This is a genomic window from Agarivorans sp. DSG3-1 (assembly GCF_046774965.1).
Taxonomy (GTDB): Bacteria; Pseudomonadota; Gammaproteobacteria; order Enterobacterales; family Celerinatantimonadaceae; genus Agarivorans.
The window spans coordinates 4131089-4148277 of the sequence record NZ_CP177241.1; the positions used below are offsets into that span (position 1 = coordinate 4131089).

Annotated in this window: 17 protein-coding genes; all 17 read right to left on the reverse strand. The window is 38.9% G+C overall.

The genetic code is table 11. The features are described 5' to 3' along the window. The 17 genes from neuC (ACLD71_RS19160) to wecC are packed head-to-tail and all read right to left on the reverse strand — an operon-like array spanning position 1 to position 17188. Positions 1 to 1158: a UDP-N-acetylglucosamine 2-epimerase gene (gene neuC / locus ACLD71_RS19160; protein ID WP_303553000.1), complete on the reverse strand. Its 1158-nt coding sequence runs from the start codon at positions 1156 to 1158 to the stop codon at positions 1 to 3. Next, positions 1155 to 2168, reverse strand: coding sequence for an N-acetylneuraminate synthase family protein (locus ACLD71_RS19165; RefSeq protein ID WP_303552999.1), 1014 nt, complete (start codon positions 2166 to 2168; stop codon positions 1155 to 1157). Before ACLD71_RS19165 ends, neuC (ACLD71_RS19160) begins: the two co-directional genes overlap by 4 nt. Then, complete coding sequence (locus ACLD71_RS19170) at positions 2155 to 3588, reverse strand: lipopolysaccharide biosynthesis protein (protein WP_411991686.1); 1434 nt, start codon at positions 3586 to 3588, stop codon at positions 2155 to 2157. Before ACLD71_RS19170 ends, ACLD71_RS19165 begins: the two co-directional genes overlap by 14 nt. After that, positions 3581 to 4909, reverse strand: coding sequence for a hypothetical protein (locus tag ACLD71_RS19175; protein ID WP_411991687.1), 1329 nt, complete (start codon positions 4907 to 4909; stop codon positions 3581 to 3583). The genes ACLD71_RS19170 and ACLD71_RS19175 overlap by 8 nt, the downstream gene beginning before the upstream one ends. Further along, positions 4906 to 5664: an oxidoreductase gene (locus ACLD71_RS19180; RefSeq protein WP_411991688.1), complete on the reverse strand. Its 759-nt coding sequence runs from the start codon at positions 5662 to 5664 to the stop codon at positions 4906 to 4908. The genes ACLD71_RS19175 and ACLD71_RS19180 overlap by 4 nt, the downstream gene beginning before the upstream one ends. Further along, on the reverse strand, positions 5657 to 6574 hold the full coding sequence (locus ACLD71_RS19185; RefSeq protein ID WP_303552995.1) for a Gfo/Idh/MocA family protein: 918 nt from the start codon (positions 6572 to 6574) through the stop codon (positions 5657 to 5659). Before ACLD71_RS19185 ends, ACLD71_RS19180 begins: the two co-directional genes overlap by 8 nt. After that, positions 6568 to 7365 carry an SDR family NAD(P)-dependent oxidoreductase gene (locus ACLD71_RS19190; RefSeq protein ID WP_303552994.1) on the reverse strand — a complete coding sequence of 266 codons (798 nt, stop codon included), beginning with the start codon at positions 7363 to 7365 and terminating at the stop codon, positions 6568 to 6570. The genes ACLD71_RS19185 and ACLD71_RS19190 overlap by 7 nt, the downstream gene beginning before the upstream one ends. Further along, positions 7358 to 8056, reverse strand: a complete 699-nt coding sequence (locus ACLD71_RS19195; protein WP_411991689.1) for a cytidylyltransferase domain-containing protein — start codon at positions 8054 to 8056, stop codon at positions 7358 to 7360. Before ACLD71_RS19195 ends, ACLD71_RS19190 begins: the two co-directional genes overlap by 8 nt. A 2-nt stretch (positions 8057 to 8058) precedes the next feature. Beyond that, on the reverse strand, positions 8059 to 9117 hold the full coding sequence (locus ACLD71_RS19200; protein ID WP_303552992.1) for a nucleotidyltransferase family protein: 1059 nt from the start codon (positions 9115 to 9117) through the stop codon (positions 8059 to 8061). A gap of 16 nt (positions 9118 to 9133) precedes the next feature. Further along, the gene (locus tag ACLD71_RS19205) at positions 9134 to 9772 is read right to left on the reverse strand and encodes an acetyltransferase (protein ID WP_411991690.1); all 639 of its coding nucleotides are present in this window, start codon (positions 9770 to 9772) and stop codon (positions 9134 to 9136) included. Positions 9773 to 9776: 4 nt separating this feature from the next. Next, positions 9777 to 10853 carry an N-acetylneuraminate synthase gene (gene neuB / locus ACLD71_RS19210; RefSeq protein ID WP_411991691.1) on the reverse strand — a complete coding sequence of 359 codons (1077 nt, stop codon included), beginning with the start codon at positions 10851 to 10853 and terminating at the stop codon, positions 9777 to 9779. Next, a complete protein-coding gene (locus tag ACLD71_RS19215; RefSeq protein ID WP_411991692.1) occupies positions 10850 to 11518 on the reverse strand; it encodes a PIG-L deacetylase family protein in 669 nt (222 codons plus the stop codon). Before ACLD71_RS19215 ends, neuB begins: the two co-directional genes overlap by 4 nt. After that, a complete protein-coding gene (locus ACLD71_RS19220) occupies positions 11515 to 12402 on the reverse strand; it encodes a formyltransferase family protein (RefSeq protein ID WP_411991693.1) in 888 nt (295 codons plus the stop codon). Before ACLD71_RS19220 ends, ACLD71_RS19215 begins: the two co-directional genes overlap by 4 nt. A gap of 7 nt (positions 12403 to 12409) precedes the next feature. Further along, complete coding sequence (neuC, locus tag ACLD71_RS19225) at positions 12410 to 13570, reverse strand: UDP-N-acetylglucosamine 2-epimerase (RefSeq protein ID WP_411991694.1); 1161 nt, start codon at positions 13568 to 13570, stop codon at positions 12410 to 12412. Position 13571: 1 nt separating this feature from the next. Further along, positions 13572 to 14720: a LegC family aminotransferase gene (locus ACLD71_RS19230; RefSeq protein WP_411991695.1), complete on the reverse strand. Its 1149-nt coding sequence runs from the start codon at positions 14718 to 14720 to the stop codon at positions 13572 to 13574. A gap of 12 nt (positions 14721 to 14732) precedes the next feature. Continuing rightward, positions 14733 to 15923 (reverse strand): UDP-N-acetylglucosamine 4,6-dehydratase, encoded by a 1191-nt coding sequence (locus ACLD71_RS19235; protein WP_411991696.1) that lies wholly within the window; start codon positions 15921 to 15923, stop codon positions 14733 to 14735. Further along, positions 15920 to 17188: a UDP-N-acetyl-D-mannosamine dehydrogenase gene (wecC, locus tag ACLD71_RS19240; protein WP_411991697.1), complete on the reverse strand. Its 1269-nt coding sequence runs from the start codon at positions 17186 to 17188 to the stop codon at positions 15920 to 15922. Before wecC ends, ACLD71_RS19235 begins: the two co-directional genes overlap by 4 nt. Position 17189 lies beyond the last annotated feature (1 nt).

Consider the following 17189-nt stretch of genomic DNA (forward strand, 5'->3'; position numbering starts at 1 on the left):
CTAATAAGTAATTGGTTTTAATAGTGAAGGGGTTAAGCTTAGAATTTGGTTAGATATCAACTTTCCAGCGTTTCCAATACCGAAAACATCGCTAGACTCATACTTCCCGTGTCCTAACTGTTTAGAAATACAATCAATAATATTGGCCTCGTCGTAATCAGTAAAAATCACATTCTTGCCGTGCTCCCTTTTGTTCTGCCTATCGCCGACAGCAACTGATGGAGTACCAAGAAAAGCACCTTCTCGCAAGAACGATGAAGAATTACCAACAGCACATGCCGCGTTATTTAGAACGCGAATAAAATCTTCGGCTGAAAAGTTTTTGTAAAAATGGAAGTTATCTTCCATGTGTTTCTCACGAAAAGTCCTAATACCTTTAGATACATCCTCGCCTCCCGCATCGGAATTTGGCCATAAAACTATTTTTTGATATTCTTGGAATTTTTTCAAAGCCTTAAGTGTTTCATTAACTTGATAAAAGCCATTACCATAGCTAGTTGTCACGGGATGTTGAATCATCAATATATAAGGACGTTCCCAATCAACATCTACACCCACGCCTCCGTATTTAGACATATCCTGATTGGAAATAGATTTTTCTGCATGCGCTATAACATCCATAGCTGGACAGCCAAAATTAAAAACGCTGCTAGGCATTTCCCCCATTTTAATCAGCCTGACTTTACTTTGCTCAGTGGCTACAAAATGAAAGTCGGCCAGCTTCGAAATCGCATGCCTAACTCTATCATCGATATTCCCGCTTACTTCTCCTCCTTGAATATGAATCAAAGGTATATTTAAATAGGTTGAAGCGATTGCTGTAGCCATAGTTTCGTATCGATCTGCTACTGATACGACAAAATCAGGGTCTAGCTGCTCTAGAGCTGTAGACAGCTCGATAACCCCTAAACCTGTAGACTTGGCTTGGGTTAAAAGGTTTTCACCTTCTACAATGTAGTATATTTCTTTATTAGGAACAAAACCGTCTTCTTTTATAACATTTACTGCCTTACCGTAACGATCAATTAATAGCGACGCACCTACAATTATCTGTAACTCTAAGTCAACATTCTCTTTAATAGCCTTCAGAAGGTACTTCACCCTTCCGTAATTAGCTCTACTAGCAACAACAACACATACTTTTATTTTAGTTTTCATTTAATATCATCCAAGCTAAGAAAGTCCCAGCATTTCAAGTTTCTTAATAGTGTTTTACCCAAGACAGTTTCATAGTGAGCGGCTGGTACTCCTACATTGCCTGGCTTTTTTGATTCCAAATCTTTTAACTCTAAGACATGACCTTTACTTAAAGGTTTATTAACGGCTAGCGACTTACCAAATATAGTTTTTAAGCCGTCATCAACTTTATGTAAGCCTTTATTTACTGGAGAATCGAGCATCATAGAGATATCTCGTACCCCCCTGCACAGACTCCTTAACTCGTCTATCGTAAGAGATGAGCTAGTATCAGGACCGAACATCATCTTGTCGAAAACAACATGAACCTCTAACACTTTTGCTCCTATTGCCACTGCTGCTAGACTTGGGTAAATAGTTCCAGAGTGATCTGATAATCCTGACTTGACATCGAATTCAGCAGCTAAATCTTGAATCACATTTAGGCCAACGTCCTGGGGGGTTGTAGGGTACTTGGTTGTGCACTGCAATATTGAATACTTAGTTCCTCGAGATTTTAGAAAGTCCACAGTGTCTTTGAGTTCCACCGTATTGCTCATCCCACTGGACAGTATCACTTCTTTTCCGGTTTTACTTATCGCGTCAAGCATGAGCTTGTTAGTAACCTCTCCAGATCCTATCTTGTAGCGGCTAACTCCAACTTCTTCGAGCAAATTGACTGCAGCTACAGAAAATGGGGAGCTAATGAACTCCAAATTCACTTCATCACAGTGAGCCTTTATATTTTTCCAATGCTCTAAACTAAAAGACATTCTTTTCCAATAGTCGAATCGAGAATTATCTTCGTACGAGAAATTCACACGAAATGGTTCAAGCTCACTGCTTTCAGCTTCTGCGATGTGAGTCTGAAACTTAATAGCGTCGGCACCAGTGGTTGCTACAGCATCTATATATGAGTGCAGTATACCCAAACTTCCTTCATGAGCCTGACCTACCTCTGCTATTATCAAAACTTTGTTATCTTTCATCATGTTCCCTTAAACCAAAAATAAAACTTTTAACATTCCAAATATCAAACCTATACAGCCCCCATCCCCCTGAAAGAATAATAATTAAACTTCCTAAAGAGAAAACCCAGAAGCTTCTTTCATATAGAACAAACATAGGAGATAGAAATAAAAAAGCTGACATCATCATGAGTCTAGGATGAATTTTTATTGTTACGCTATATACATCCTTAGAAAAAAATCGAGCTAATATAAATGAAGTTAAAAAAGACAAAAAAATTGAAGCTGCAGCTCCTATAAGACCCCAAAAAGGAACAAGAACCCAATTGAAGATTAAAGATAAAAAACCCGTCATCATAGTGATTTTTGGAATAACCTTTGTCTCCTTATGAAAAAACAAAGGTGCAGTTACGAAACAATAAAGACCTCGAAACAAATACGATAAACAAATAATAAGGAGTATATTAAACACTCCGTCAAACTCTCCCTTCATATACGTCTCTATAAATTTATCCGCTAGAAAAACATAAAGAACGATTATTGGAACGAATACTGCTAACCAAATAGGAATGATTTTTTCAAGAAAATCATTCCCTTTCAAGGTATTGGTAACGGATATTTGATTATACTTTGGCATGATTACATTATTAATAGAATTGACTAAAGCTTTAACTAACTGAGAAAACTTTTCTGCAATGAAGAAAACTCCCAACAAAGTCAAACTTAGGTATGTCTCAATAAAAAATGTCCCAGCATACATAAAAACAACAGCACCTAGGGCATGAAAAATAAGAGGAAAAGAATATGTGACAGATTCATAAAAATAACTAAATTTCAGACAAAAAATATAATGACGTCGTAATAAAACCAGAGAAAAAACAGACATAGAAAAAAAATAAAATGCTTGAGACCAAAGGAAACCAAGAACTCCTCGCTCCATTTCCACTACTAGAAAAAGGCCTAAACAAACAGAAAGACTCTGGCAAACTATTCCTCTAAGAAGAATTTTCCCACCTTGCTTTTTATTTATTAGAATTCGCTCTAGAGTTAAATGTGATGAATTAAAAAGAAGTACAAAAATTGATACATGAATAACTCTACTGTCGACATCAGAACTAAAGATCAGGCCAGATATATCATCACTAAGAAAAAAATATAAAGCTGAAAAAAGACCAGTCAATAAAAAACTGCTATTTACCACCGTAGATATATATCTATCTCTATCAAGTCCCTTGTAATCGAAATACATTCTTGATAGTGCGCCCGGCAATTGAAAGTTGGACCAAGTACTTGCAATCAATATACTTGCCATAGAAATGCCAATGATACCGAACTCTTCTTTCGATAAGTATTTACTATATATAGGCAGAGAGAAAAAGCTAATAAAGTAAGGAAGAAAACCGACTGCGACTAAACTAGATAAATTGACTAGTGACTTATTCACTGATTGAACCTAGTACTCGTTCAAAGCAATTTCCATCAAAAGGAGATAACATTGCTATTTTTCTGTCAAACTCTGGTTTGAGAATACAATTAGAATTTTTGAGGTGTTCAATAACGTCCTCATTCGTTTTACCTATAGGAATCGAAAACTCGCTATAAAAATCATCGTAGTCTAGTGCGATGTAGTCAAATATTACAACAGGCACCCGGCACATTAATGCCCAAGTTATAGTTGAAGAGTAAGTCGCAAGAAACATATCGGCAGCGGCTATTATTTTAGACAACTCCTGAGTGGCAATAGACAAATCGAACTTAGTTTCCAAGTACTTATAATTTTGCGGATCCATTTTAGGGTGTAACGACACTAAAATGTTGTACCCTAAAGAAGTAACTTCAGATAGCATAGAGTCTATTATGGCAAAGTGTTTAACTTTACTGCAAAGTCCATGCTCATAATACTGAGGAAGAGATATTATCAACAGTTGCCTTTCTTCGTTAAAATAGTCACTATTAACAGACTTTTTTAGTTTTTCTTTTTGATTATACGCTTCATACAAGTGATCATGAGATGAAGTTCCGGTAACCACATATTTATCAGTTTGACCACCAAGATCGACCAATCGATTTTTCTCTCGAAGACTATCGACTATCATTAGATCAGAATATCCTCCACCAAGGACCCAAGGTTTTTTTGGGAATAATCCTAACATCGATAAGGCTTTTTGTTCATATGGTCTAAAAAACAGCTTTCTGCCAAGGGAACTGTCAACATATTCATTATCTTGACAACCTTTGTATCGAGCTAGATAAATTTTGCTATTTCTAAGTTTATACGAGGAAACATAGTCTGCGGAGTATGCAAAAGAAACTACTATTTTTTTTAAGTCATAGTTTTTGGAAAAGTATGCTACGGCAGCCTCTGCTCCAACACTTCGATCCGTGGCGAGCAAACACGTGCTTATTTTTTTTTCTACGATGATATTGCCAATTAAGTCAGACTGCCTCTTTATATTTTCCACTAGTGACTTTGACAATGTATTTTTGAGTAAGTGAGTTTGAACGAACACACCTAAATTAGTGTTGTCAAAAAAATTCTTCGCTACATATTTAAGCCAGCTTTTGACCTGAGAATTTTTACCATTTTTATTTTTGTTATAAATAATTTCCCAGCCTTTCCCTTCAATTACTTTTACAAAATTAGTTGCAAAAGGAATATAGAATACCGGCTCAAAACTTCTCCCTTCAGCCAAAGAGGAAAACTTTATAAGCTCACTTAAAGAAGCATCATTTGATGGTACAATCAGCACACTTTTTTTATTCATAAAGAAAAACCATCATCAACTACAATGTTTTGACCGGTTATATAGTTAGAGTCCTCAGATAATAGGAAGATAACGGCCCCAACAACATCTTTCGCATCTAACATACCTTTCCCATTGGTATATTCCTTATAGGAATCGCAAAACTCATTAGGTTGACCATTTAAAATACCACCTGGGCTCACACTATTGACTCTAAAACAACTGTTTTTTACATACTTAGATACATATTTATTTAAGTGAATCAGCGCAGACTTTATAGCTGAATACTCCACTGGCATAGTCATATTTGTATGGTCATATATACTAAATCGAGGAGCGATAATACCATAAACAGAAGATATATTTACGAGAGAAAACTTTTCATTATACTTAAGGTTGTACTTAACGCATTGCTGAGAAATCAAAAAAGAACTACCTAAATGCAAAGCTATATTTTCATTAAAACTGTCCAACGACACATCTAGAAAATGAGTTCCATAGCTTTTATTCCTAGGGTAAGTACAATTTACCGCTCCAATAATACCGCCTTCTAAAGAATTAAAAAACGAGATAATATTAGATTCATTGGTCACATCTAAATTAACCCTTTCAATATTGTTAAGAGGTATCTCTTGAGATTGAAGCTCAGATTCTGGAGTGAAGTTATCTACAGCTATAACTTGCCCTCCTTTGTCCAAAATTGATTGGACTAGAGTAGAACCTAAAACACCGTTGGAGCCAAAAACAATTACCTTAGAATTTACAAAATTAGTCATTGTATACCTTTACTGTCGACTGTTGAGCTTTAGCTTTTTCTCCCGCAATCATGACACTAATGGACCTTTCAACAGACTTAGATTTTAGATAGGGCGTACCATTATTAACTTGCTCAACAAAGCCCCCTAACATTCTTTTAAAAGCACTAAAATTATCGCTTATATTTGTATGATAAGATTTTTTTTCACCAATAACTTCATACGAAAACGAAAAACACTCAGGCCCAAGAGTATTTATTTGCAATACCATTCCATTAGAATAAACTAGGGTATAAGTATCTATTCCAGATTGAGTCTCGCAACTTACGGTTTCTATTCGTTCGTCCCAGATTCCAAGTGTGGCATCCAACATGTGAACACCGTACTTATCCCAGTGATTTACAACTGATGCCTTTACTAGCTTAATGCGCCCAAACTCAGCTAGGTTTTCTCTAATTAAGTCAAGTTCTTTGCAAAAACGTAAACCAGAGCACGAATAAAGAAGTCCCCTATCGTAATAACTCATAAACCACTTAAGCTCACTTTCGTCCAGTGTCAGAGGCTTATCGATCATCACTGGAATACCTGCATTAAGGAAAGGTTCAGCCATTGCTTTGTGATTTTCATAATCATCCCTAGCAATAATTACGGCATCAACATAACCGATCATATCAACATAATCAAAAACCACATTGTCAATGTAACAACAGGCTGAAATATCTTCCGCACGACGATGATCTTGACACCACACATGAGTGATTTTTGCGTCGAAAGAACAAAAGTCCTCTACGCTTCTTTTTTGCAAATAGCCAAGTATTCCTAACCACTCAGTTTCCTTAAAACGATCTTTATTATATCCGTTCAGTATCGCTGAGAAGGAATACGGGTGCCCATTATTATCACTAAAACCTAACAACCCTATTTTTACCATATTGCCCACCCACCATCTACGCAGATATTTTGCCCTGTCATGTACGATGATGCATCACTGCAAAGAAAAGCCGCAGCCCCCTTAATTTCATGAGCTTTCCCTATACGGCCCATTGGGTTTTTATCACATAAGCGCTGCTTAAATTCAGGGAATTGATCTATCACATGCTCAAATGGGAATGGACCAGGGCTAATACAATTTACTCTTATATTATCTTTAGCTAAAAAACTACCTAAGTACTTAGTTAACTGGATTACACCTGCTTTAGCTGCACCATAACTTGGTGGGTTAGCTTGAGGAACACCTTCATAAAGCCTGTAATCAGGTGCAACGTGTCCGTACATAGAGCCAATATTTAACACGACTCCATTGGTACGCTTGAGTGGTTTCGTAGCAACCTTAATCAGTCTATATACTCCATTCAAACATACTTCAATGTCGTGGTCCCAGTCTTCATCATTGATAGTTTCCCAGCTATTCTTTCTGCCAGACCATGCGCAAGTAACCAATATATCAATGCGACCAAATTCAGACTCTGATTGCTCTACGCACTCTAAAATGCTTTTTTTATCAGTCAAGTCAATAAAAAGTGCTTTCGTTTTTATCTCTGAAAACTCTGATTCCAATTGCTCACATTTTGCTTCGCAGGCCTCTTGGTTACGGCTTGCAATAATGATATTAGCCCCAAGTTCGGCCAAAGCATCAGCAATTTCACCGCCAAGCAATCCCGCACCACCAGTAACGAGGGCTGTCTTGCCCTTCAAATCAAATAAATTATTTAGCTTAATCATTGCTTATACCCTTTATAATTTCTTCTGCTATAGCAAAATGAGTTATGTTGTCAATATCAATTGAACGTTCTTGAGGCATGGTAACTGCAGCAATTTCACCAAAAAGTATTGATGTACCTTCTAACGGCAACTTATCCATATGGAAGCCATATACAGCGCCATTCAACTGATAAGCTTTTGGCAGTTTTTGACGAGGCAGCCATGGTATAGCCCCCTCAATGAATGGCTCAACACTGCCTCCCTCAATCTTCCATGCTCGATGAGGGTTCAACTCAGCCTCACAAAAAGTCGCTGCTGAATCGTGAGATAACAGTTTCTCAATTATTCGGTCCACATCTTCCAAACTTCTAAGAGGAGATGTTGGCTCTAGTAAAACAAGCATCGTTGCCTGCTCTCCTTCAGATTTCAGCCTCGCTATCAACTCTCTCAAACAATCAATAACTAAAGAATTGTCTTGAGCAAGATGGTCTGGTCTGATGTAAACTTCGGCCCCGTATGCCTTCGCTGTTGCCGCAATCTTCTCCCCATCAGTTGACACTATAACTCGGTCGATATAGCGGGATTTCTTTGCTATATCGATAGGCCAAGCAATTAAAGGTTTACCGGCAAGTAGCTTAATATTTTTATCGATAACCGATTTACTACCAGCCCTCGCTGGGATAACTGCAACTACTCTTTTGTTTTTCATCATATTTAAATGCCTAGGTTATATATATCAACTTGCGCCCTATTGAAGTCATCCATACGACCAATATCAAGCCAATATTCGTGGATAGGGAACATTAGTACTTTTTGTCGCTCTTCCATGTGTTGTTCGAGCAACGTAGGCATGTCAATTTTCTGATTCTTTTCTACTGATTGAATCACTCGCGGAGATACTACATAGATACCAGCGTTAACAAAAAAACGTTGAACTGGTTTTTCTACCATGCTGGTGATTTGGATGCCGTCCCCGTTAACAACACCATAGGGGATTTGGTAGTCGTACTCTCGAACACACATGGTAGCATCCGCATCATTTTCTATATGGAAGCTTAGCAAACGCTGAAAATCTACTTTAGTTAACACATCGCCATTGATCATAATCAATGGCATATCTCTCGACATATCTTCAGGTAGCAAACCAAGCGCACCACAAGTACCTAGGGGAATATCTTCATGTACATATGAAATGCTGACTCCCAAGTCACTACCATCACCAAAATGATTGTGAATTTGTTCAGGCATATAGTGAGTTGAAATATAGAAGTTGTGGAAACCAGCTTTAATAAAGCTAATGAGTACTGTTTCTAAAATAGGTCTATCACCAACTTTAAGCATAGGTTTAGGACAATTATCTGTCAGTGGTCGTAAACGTGTCCCAAAACCACCTGCCATAATGAAAACTGGATTCTCGTATGTATCTTTGCTTAAAGCACTATGAAGAGTTTCAAGACCAACAATTTTACCACTATCATCAAGCAACGGTATTGATAAAATCTGTTCATCTTCCATTAACTGTACCAACTGCTCTTTTGAAGTCGCTATTTCAGCCGTAATGGGTTTGGGATTCATCACCTTGGCAACAGTGTCCGTTAACATCAGGTCATTTAATAAGCCACGTCGAATATCGCCATCAGTAACCATGCCTAGAAGCTTTTTATCTTGATCAACAACTACAACGACACGCAATGCTTCGCTGTTGATGATTTCGAGTGCCTGCTTGATCGTACTTGATTCAGATATCAGCGTTTTTTGCCAACAATGACTCATATTTCACCTTTTATTTCTAAAAATTTGTTTTAATTACTGCTCTAGCAGGATATGCAATGGTATTTTCTTCTAAAGACTGAGCGAGACTAACACCAGCACCCACAATCGCACCACTGCCAATAGATATCCCTTGGATAACGGTAGAGCCTGCTCCAATATAGACATTGTCTTTTGTCTCGACTTGACCACACAACGTTGCTTTAGGAGCGATATGGTTATAAGTACCTATTTTACAATCGTGCTCAACCAAAGCGCCCGTATTGATTATACTGTGGCTCCCCACTGTAGCCCCAGTCTGAATCATCGCCATAGGTAAAATCTGAGCACCAATTTCAATTTTAGAAAAAGGTGAAACGAATGCACTGTCAGCGATGACAGTCTCAAATTGATAACCTAATGAGAGAAAATATTCATTAATTTTTTTCTTAAAGCCGGATTTGGGCATCATTCCAATACCGTTGACCAAAAGAATCTTATCTTTGTCAAACCTCAGAATATCTTCGTCCTTTTCAAGGATGGTAATTCCTTTAAACATAGAACGTTGACTGACATCTTCAGGACTTATCACTACAAGTATTTCTCTTCCCTGCGTAAGCAGTATTTCAGCAAGAACGGAGGCATGTCCACCTCCACCAATCATTACAATAGGAAGCATAAGCTCATCTCTCAATGATCAGCTCTCCGGCTTTGTAGCTTTTGCTCGCTTCGTGTCCAATCAAATCCCAGTAAAGATAAGGAGACAAACCTGAACCTGGACGCTTAATTGTCAGACTAGATTCTGTTAACTCTTCACCTTCTTTAATATCCGTTGCTGCAACTAAGCTTTTTCTCACTACAGCCTTATTTTTAACTTCAGATATACTAGGTTTTTTAACGCAGGAGCCTAAAGCAACTTCGATTTGGCGAATTGCTTTTACCATCGCTTCAAGCTCTTGCGGCTCAAGAGATGCCTTGTGATCTGGGCCTTCCATATTTTTATCTAACGTAAAGTGCTTTTCTATTAATACCGCTCCAAGAGCAACTGCTGCGATTGGAATCGTTATGCCTTCACTATGATCCGAATATCCCGCCGCCAAATCAAATGCTCGGCCTAGTGTATCCATTGCTCTCAGATTTATTTCTTCCATCGGAGCAGGATATTCCGTCGTACAATGAAGAATTGTTACTTTGTCCTTTAGGGCTTTTTGACCTGTTTCTGATGCGTAAGCTTCTTGGAAAGCTAACATGGAAGGTTGTGCTTTTTCATCGGTTATGTAGCCAAAAGCAATCACTCCAAGAGCGGTCTCTATTTCTGAAAGTGTCGCCATTCCAGTAGAAATGATAAGATCACACCCTGTTCGAGCATGCTCTAAAACTAGAGGGGCATTAGTCAGTTCACCCGATGGAAGTTTTAACCGCTTCAAACCTAAGTCATTGACTAAAAAATCTAGACTCTCAGAATCAAATGCCGTTGACAAAAACTCAATACCGAGTGAATTACAATGCGCTACTAATTTATGATGAGCTTCATATGACAATTCCAAGCGACTAAGCATCGCTAACTGAGATTCCTGCTTTTGGGTATTTACAACTTGATAATCGGCTTGTTTTGCTTCTTCAGTAACCAATCTCTTAGCTTTAAACGTTTGAAATTTAACAACATCCGAACCTGACTCGTACGCTGCATCTACAAGTTCAAACGCTAGCCTTTCATCACCATTATGGTTTACACCAGCTTCTGCAATAATGAGTGTCATACAATTTCCTTAATTAACATAAAGGCCTCTGCTGCTTCTGAGTTACATTGAACTCCTCTAACTCTCGCCAATGCTTCAAGCGCAGTTCTTGATCTAGGAAATGGAAAATCATGGACTTCAGATTCAAAAATATCCAAGATATCGAGCTTTTTATTTAGATAACCACTGATATCAAAAAAGACATTCGGCCTAAACCCTCCATCTTCCGGCTTCATTCCAAAATCTGTTTCCGACATTGTTTCATACGCCAAGACCTTTTTAACAAATGGATAACGGAAAGACTTTGTTGCAGACATCACAGCATCAAATACAATTTCATGATCACTGTGTGCATCATTACGATACACAGTAAAAACAAGTGAAGGCTTAACCTCAGCAACCACCTTGCAAATAGGACCTATTATGTCGCCTTTAGGCAACATATCTAACCTTGCGGGAGGCAGTTTAAGCTCGTGGGTAGCAGTAAAACCATATGCAGTGGAGGCTTCCTGAATCTCTGCTTTTCTGGCAGTAATCTGGGCATCAGAATAACCTGTACTTCTTGTCATACCAGTAACAAGTAACCAATGCACTTGATAACCTTGCTCAACTAACTTCAGAATCGTTCCACCACAACCTAACGTTTCATCATCAGCATGAGGGGCAACAATCAATGCAGTATTCATAAATACTCACCAATAGCTATATCATTTTCTTCTAAGCCTAATAACCAAACAGCTTCACTCCCTGATGTTTTCACCAACAAATCATAACCTTTTTTAAGAAGTACTTTGCCAGGCTCAATATTCGGAAGATAGTCTTCTGATGATATACGGCTACTTTTAACACAAATGTATTTATCGTTAAAAATAAACTCCGCTCCTGGGTAGGGTGATGCAAGCGCTCTAACTAAATTATGGATTGAAGTTGCGCTCATTCTAAAGTCAAGAGTTCCATCACTTCGACTTCTTTTACGCCAGTATGTCGCTTGACTATGATCTTGCGCGATAGAAATCAATGTTCCAGTAACTAAGTCAGAGCCCAGTTGAGATAATTGGATTTGCGAAACCTGAAGAATTTTATCATACAAACTTGTTGCGTTATCTGAATCATCAATCGGAACCAAGATTTGATTAACAACAGGCCCTGAGTCGGCCCCTTCATCCATTAAAAAGAATGTCGATGCAGTTTCTTTCAACCCTAAAGCTAGCGCCCAAATAATCGGATGACGGCCCCTATTGCTGGGTAAACAAGCAGGATGAAAACCAATAACACCTTGTTTGGGTAAAGCGAGCATCTGTGCATCCAATAAATAGCTCCAACCGATACAAAATATGACATCAAGTTCAAACCCTTCCAAAAAATCCACTGAAACATCTCGCGCTTGAGGGTCCTCAAGATGAAAAGGTATTTCGTGATTATTACAGAGATCTGTTAAATCACAAAAGTCAGCATTCACGGCAGATTGTTGCCTTGTGACAACCGCAGATACAGTTAATCCTTTAATCCCTAATAACGTCTTTAATGCAGCTCGACTCGAATCTACACAACCAATAAAACCAGCTCGCATGTTGCCTCTATTTAATGTCATAAAATGATTTAAAGACTAAACCATCCAAGTTTACATTAAGAATCGTGCTAAGAATTTTGTCTGAACTATCCCCTTGACCATAAGGATTACTAGACATAAGACATTTTTCTTTAAACGAATGACTCAACGCTTGATCTATAGCACTCAAAATAGAATTCTCATCTCCTTCACAACTAATCACTGTATCGCCAGCCAATCGCCCCTTTTGACGTTTACCAATATTAATGGTGGGTACCTTAAATGTTGGAACCTCAATGAGTCCACTAGAAGAGTTACCTATAACCAAGTCACAATATTTAAGCGCACTCAGATATCTCAATTGCCCAAGCGATTGAATAAGTAAAACTCTTCCCACCATTTCATTAGAAAATGTTTCCAAAAGAGAGATCAGAGCTCGCCCATGAGTGTCTGCATTGGGATATGTAATTAAGAATTTGTGTTCGGGGTATTGACGTAATGCAATGAGTAACTGCTTTAGGTCTTCGACCGCACCATCACGACTAAGCGTTACAGGATGATAGGTTACAACCATATATGGACAATCGGTAACATCAAAGCTAATAGAAGCTGTTAGCTCTTCACGAGACAATAGGTTTAGCGATTTTATACTATCAATTCCGGGAGCACCGACATTAAAAGTGTTTAACGGATTTTCGCCTAATTGTACTATACGCTGTCTATACTCTTCTGTTGCGGCAAAATGTAAATGAGACATTTTGGTGATGGAATGACGAACAGCCTCATCAATGAGCCCCTCGGTAGTTTCTCCGCCATGAATATGGGCAATAGGTACTTGAGCAACCATTGCAGCCTGACAAATCGCCATTGACTCAAACCGGTCTCCCAATACGACTAACAGATCTGGCTTTGTTCTATCCAAAGAGTCTGCTGCACCTATAATTGCTAGCCCCATTGACTTTGCAATTCCAACAGGCGTGTCAGAAGATAACAAAAACTCAAGTTTCTCTGTGACAGGGAAGCCGTCAGCTTCAATTTGCTCGATAGTTTTACCAAACTCAGGAGACAAGTGCATTCCTCCTACATAAAGTTGGAGCTCAGCTAGTGAAGACTCATACAGGCCTTTGATGATCCAGTACAAGAGCCCATACTCTGCGCGAGTACCCGTAAAAACTGCTATTTTTTTCATCTTACTTTGTCTCTATTGGAGTACTGGGTAGGTTAATCAAATGCGCTTCAAGAAACTCAGATTGAGTTAGATCGCCACACATGGCATTTTCAAACATTGGTAAACGATGCATTAACTTCCAAATTGGGCGAGTCATGACACCAGCAGCATTCGTTTCTTGTAGTAATTGTTCGCGCAGTTCAACATCAGGACAAATAATGGCATTCAACCAATAGTTGGATTTAGCATACTTTGGTTCGACAACATACTTAATGTCAGTCCCTTCAAATAAACTCATATATTGATGAGCAAGAGAGCGTTTCTGTACAAGATATTGCTCAATCACTTCTATCTGCGCACAACCAAGTGCGGCATTCAGATTTGGCATGCGATAGTTAAAACCTGGCTCATCATGCAAAAACTCATAAGGATGAGGAACTTTCGCTGTCGTAGTGACATGCTTGGTTCGTACTCCTAATTCTTGAGTTTTACATAGAACCATACCGCCACCGCCAGTGGTAATGATTTTGTTGCCATTGAAGCTGACTGCACTCACATCACCAATCGTACCGGTGTGCTTACCCTTATAAAAAGACCCTAGGCTTTCTGCAGCATCTTCGACTAAAACAAGATCCCATTTTAAGCAAACTGCAACCAGCTCATCGAGCTCTACAGGGTGACCAAAAGTATGCATAGGGACAACAGCTTTAATACGTTTGCCTGTGTGTTTATGAATACAACCCGCTTCGGTTATCTCGGCATGCTCGCTTAAGAATGCTTCCACCGCTTTAGGGCAAAGCCCCAAGCTTACTGGAGAAACATCCACAAAAATCGGTTTGGCCCCCATATGATAAAGGGCATTACAAGTTGCAACGAATGTCAGAGCTTGTGTTATAACAAGATCTCCTCGCTGAACATCAGCCATGTACAAAGCCGCATGTAATGCCGCAGTGCCATTGACGGTTGCTACTGCTTTAGCGGTACCTGTATACGCTTCAATCTTTCGCTCAAAATCATCAACAAACTTGCCGACGCTAGAAACAAAGGTACTATCAATTGTTTCCGTTACGTAGGCTTTTTCGTTGCCATTAAATGTTGGTGCGTGCAGCGGAATGAATTCGTCCGTTTTGTAGGTGTCTCTAACAAATTCAACAATAGATGTCGCTTTCATTACTTACTCCGCTTACATCTTACTGTCGAGGTATTTACCGGTTTCTTTGTGCCCAAAATCAGGTATCATTGTAAAAAAGAGTTTTACAATTTGTTCCTTGGTCCAAGCTCGCTCTCCTTTCATCTCTGAAATACTGTTTTCAAACAAAGAAAGTTGCTCTTGCTCATACAGAGGGTCATTTTTAATAATGCCTAGATTAGTAAATCGAGACATGTCCAACTCTTCTTTATCCGTGAAAAACTCTTCAAAATCTTTCTCGCCCGTTGTATCACTAACAGTAAACAAACAAGGCCACTTCCCTTGCTCAGGAAGTATGTGAGCCAATTGGCGAGCTTCTTCTTCTGTATCACACAGATGAGGCTGATAGCCAAGTTGTTCTAAGTACTTTACGGCAATATCAGCAAACGAAATTAGGTGAAGAGCATCGCTCAACTTAGGGAAGAAAATGTCGCGATTCTCACCAAAGATACATGACATTAAGCAAAGTTCACCTGACTCTTGAGGTGTAACGAAATAACGCTTGATATCATTAGGAGCCACTATTGGTTGTCGCTTTTGAATACGTTGATTGAACCCATGCAACAATGAACCATCAGAGAATGCAACATTCGCAAAACGCGCTGTTGAGATTGCCATTTGTTCACTTTTACGCATTAGGAACATTTCCATAATGCGCTTTGATGCCCCCATCATATTGACCGGATTTGCAGCTTTATCGGTAGAAACGCAAAAGTATTTTTTTGCACCAGCATCAATGGACTGTTGAATAGTTTTATCGGTATTAAAAATATTTACATCGATCATACGCATCAATGTATAAGGATCTTTTTCGCTTCTAACATGCTTAAGTGCTGACAAGTTTAATACATAATCAAACGTGCCATCTGCTTTGATAAACGCATCGTACTCGAGCGAACCAATATCTAGAGCAAATGTCTGAAAATCACCATCAATGTAACCAAATGAACTACGAATATCACGAACCAGTTCAACCATATTATTTTCACTGATATCAACAACATGCAGTTTCTTAGGTTTGCGTTTAAAGATTTCCTTAGTAACAGCTTGACCAATAGAACCGGCACCACCTAGTACAAGAAAACTAGATTCAGAAACAATACGCGCCAACTCAACTTCATTTTGTTCAATATCTTGTGTGAACAAAGCCTCGCTACGACCAATTAAAGATAAAATAGCATTCATTGCCAAATTCCTTTGGTATCGACTAAATATGGCGAGTTCACTGAATCAACTTTAAATTCTTTGTGATCAACGAGTAATACGTGAATATCAGCCATCGATTTTGCAACATCAAAACTCTGAAGCTCAAGTTGCTCCAATGAACTTGGCAGTTGATGTATATTAGGTTCAACTGCGATCACGCTACCCGCATGTAAAGAAGCGATTTCTTCCACTATTTGCATAGCTGGGCTTTCTCGCAAGTCATCAATGTCAGGTTTAAAAGCTAAGCCATAACACGCAATGGCAATATCCTTTACGGTCTTTTCAGGGTTTTCTTGCAAGAAATCTGCAATGGCCATTTTAGTTTGACCTACAACCCAACCTGGCTTGCTGTCATTAACCTTTCGTGCTGTATGAATAATCCTAGCTTCATCTGGTGTTTTTGAAACAATAAACCATGGGTCAACAGCAATACAGTGGCCACCGACACCAGGGCCTGGTTGAAGAATATTTACACGGGGATGACGATTGGCTAATGCAATCAATTCCCACACATTGATATCCAACTTATAACAGATAACTGAAAGTTCATTTGCAAACGCAATTTGAACATCACGTGAGCTGTTTTCAGTCAGTTTCGCCATTTCTGCCGTTCGTGCATTAGTGATGACACATTCACCTTGAACAAATGTTTGATATAACTCTACAGACCGCTGTGAGCATTTAGGCGTAAGACCACCAATAACACGATCATTTTCAACCAACTCACGCACCACATGGCCTGGCAGTACACGTTCAGGACAGTGGGCAATGTTAATATCTGCGTCTTCACCATGAGTCTGCGGGAACGTAAGGTCAGAGCGAGCTTTAGCTAACCAATCGGCCATTTTCTCTGTTGCACCAACTGGTGAAGTCGATTCTAATATAACTAGGTCACGTTTCTTTAAGACAGGAGCAATTGCTTTACTCGCAGCCTCAATATAAGAAAGATCGGGTGCTGGAACTTCACCTTCTTTACAAGGTAAGAAAGGGGTTGGAACAGCAATGAGAAACGCATCAGCTGCTTCAGGGGTAATCACCGCTTTTAGATAGCCTTCAGTTACTGCGGCGTTTACGATCATATCGAGCTCAGGCTCTACGATATGAATCTTTCCTTGGTTGATAGTGTCGACAGCATATTGATTAACATCAACACCAACTACTCGTTTTTTACGTGATGCAAACATTGCTGCCGTTGGCAGACCAATGTAGCCTAGACCTATAACGGATACTGTTTCGAAAGACATA

Excerpts from the sequence above, each read along its gene's own strand:
- neuC (WP_303553000.1), bottom strand. The coding sequence starts at position 1,158 with ATGAAAACTAAAATAAAAGTATGTGTTGTTGTTGCTAGTAGAGCTAAT.
- ACLD71_RS19165 (WP_303552999.1), bottom strand. The coding sequence starts at position 2,168 with ATGATGAAAGATAACAAAGTTTTGATAATAGCAGAGGTAGGTCAGGCT.
- ACLD71_RS19175 (WP_411991687.1), bottom strand. The coding sequence starts at position 4,909 with ATGAATAAAAAAAGTGTGCTGATTGTACCATCAAATGATGCTTCTTTA.
- ACLD71_RS19180 (WP_411991688.1), bottom strand. The coding sequence starts at position 5,664 with ATGACTAATTTTGTAAATTCTAAGGTAATTGTTTTTGGCTCCAACGGT.
- ACLD71_RS19185 (WP_303552995.1), bottom strand. The coding sequence starts at position 6,574 with ATGGTAAAAATAGGGTTGTTAGGTTTTAGTGATAATAATGGGCACCCG.
- ACLD71_RS19190 (WP_303552994.1), bottom strand. The coding sequence starts at position 7,365 with ATGATTAAGCTAAATAATTTATTTGATTTGAAGGGCAAGACAGCCCTC.
- ACLD71_RS19195 (WP_411991689.1), bottom strand. The coding sequence starts at position 8,056 with ATGATGAAAAACAAAAGAGTAGTTGCAGTTATCCCAGCGAGGGCTGGT.
- ACLD71_RS19200 (WP_303552992.1), bottom strand. The coding sequence starts at position 9,117 with ATGAGTCATTGTTGGCAAAAAACGCTGATATCTGAATCAAGTACGATC.
- ACLD71_RS19205 (WP_411991690.1), bottom strand. The coding sequence starts at position 9,772 with ATGCTTCCTATTGTAATGATTGGTGGAGGTGGACATGCCTCCGTTCTT.
- neuB (WP_411991691.1), bottom strand. The coding sequence starts at position 10,853 with ATGACACTCATTATTGCAGAAGCTGGTGTAAACCATAATGGTGATGAA.
- ACLD71_RS19215 (WP_411991692.1), bottom strand. The coding sequence starts at position 11,518 with ATGAATACTGCATTGATTGTTGCCCCTCATGCTGATGATGAAACGTTA.
- ACLD71_RS19220 (WP_411991693.1), bottom strand. The coding sequence starts at position 12,402 with ATGCGAGCTGGTTTTATTGGTTGTGTAGATTCGAGTCGAGCTGCATTA.
- neuC (WP_411991694.1), bottom strand. The coding sequence starts at position 13,570 with ATGAAAAAAATAGCAGTTTTTACGGGTACTCGCGCAGAGTATGGGCTC.
- ACLD71_RS19230 (WP_411991695.1), bottom strand. The coding sequence starts at position 14,720 with ATGAAAGCGACATCTATTGTTGAATTTGTTAGAGACACCTACAAAACG.
- ACLD71_RS19235 (WP_411991696.1), bottom strand. The coding sequence starts at position 15,923 with ATGAATGCTATTTTATCTTTAATTGGTCGTAGCGAGGCTTTGTTCACA.
- wecC (WP_411991697.1), bottom strand. The coding sequence starts at position 17,188 with ATGTCTTTCGAAACAGTATCCGTTATAGGTCTAGGCTACATTGGTCTG.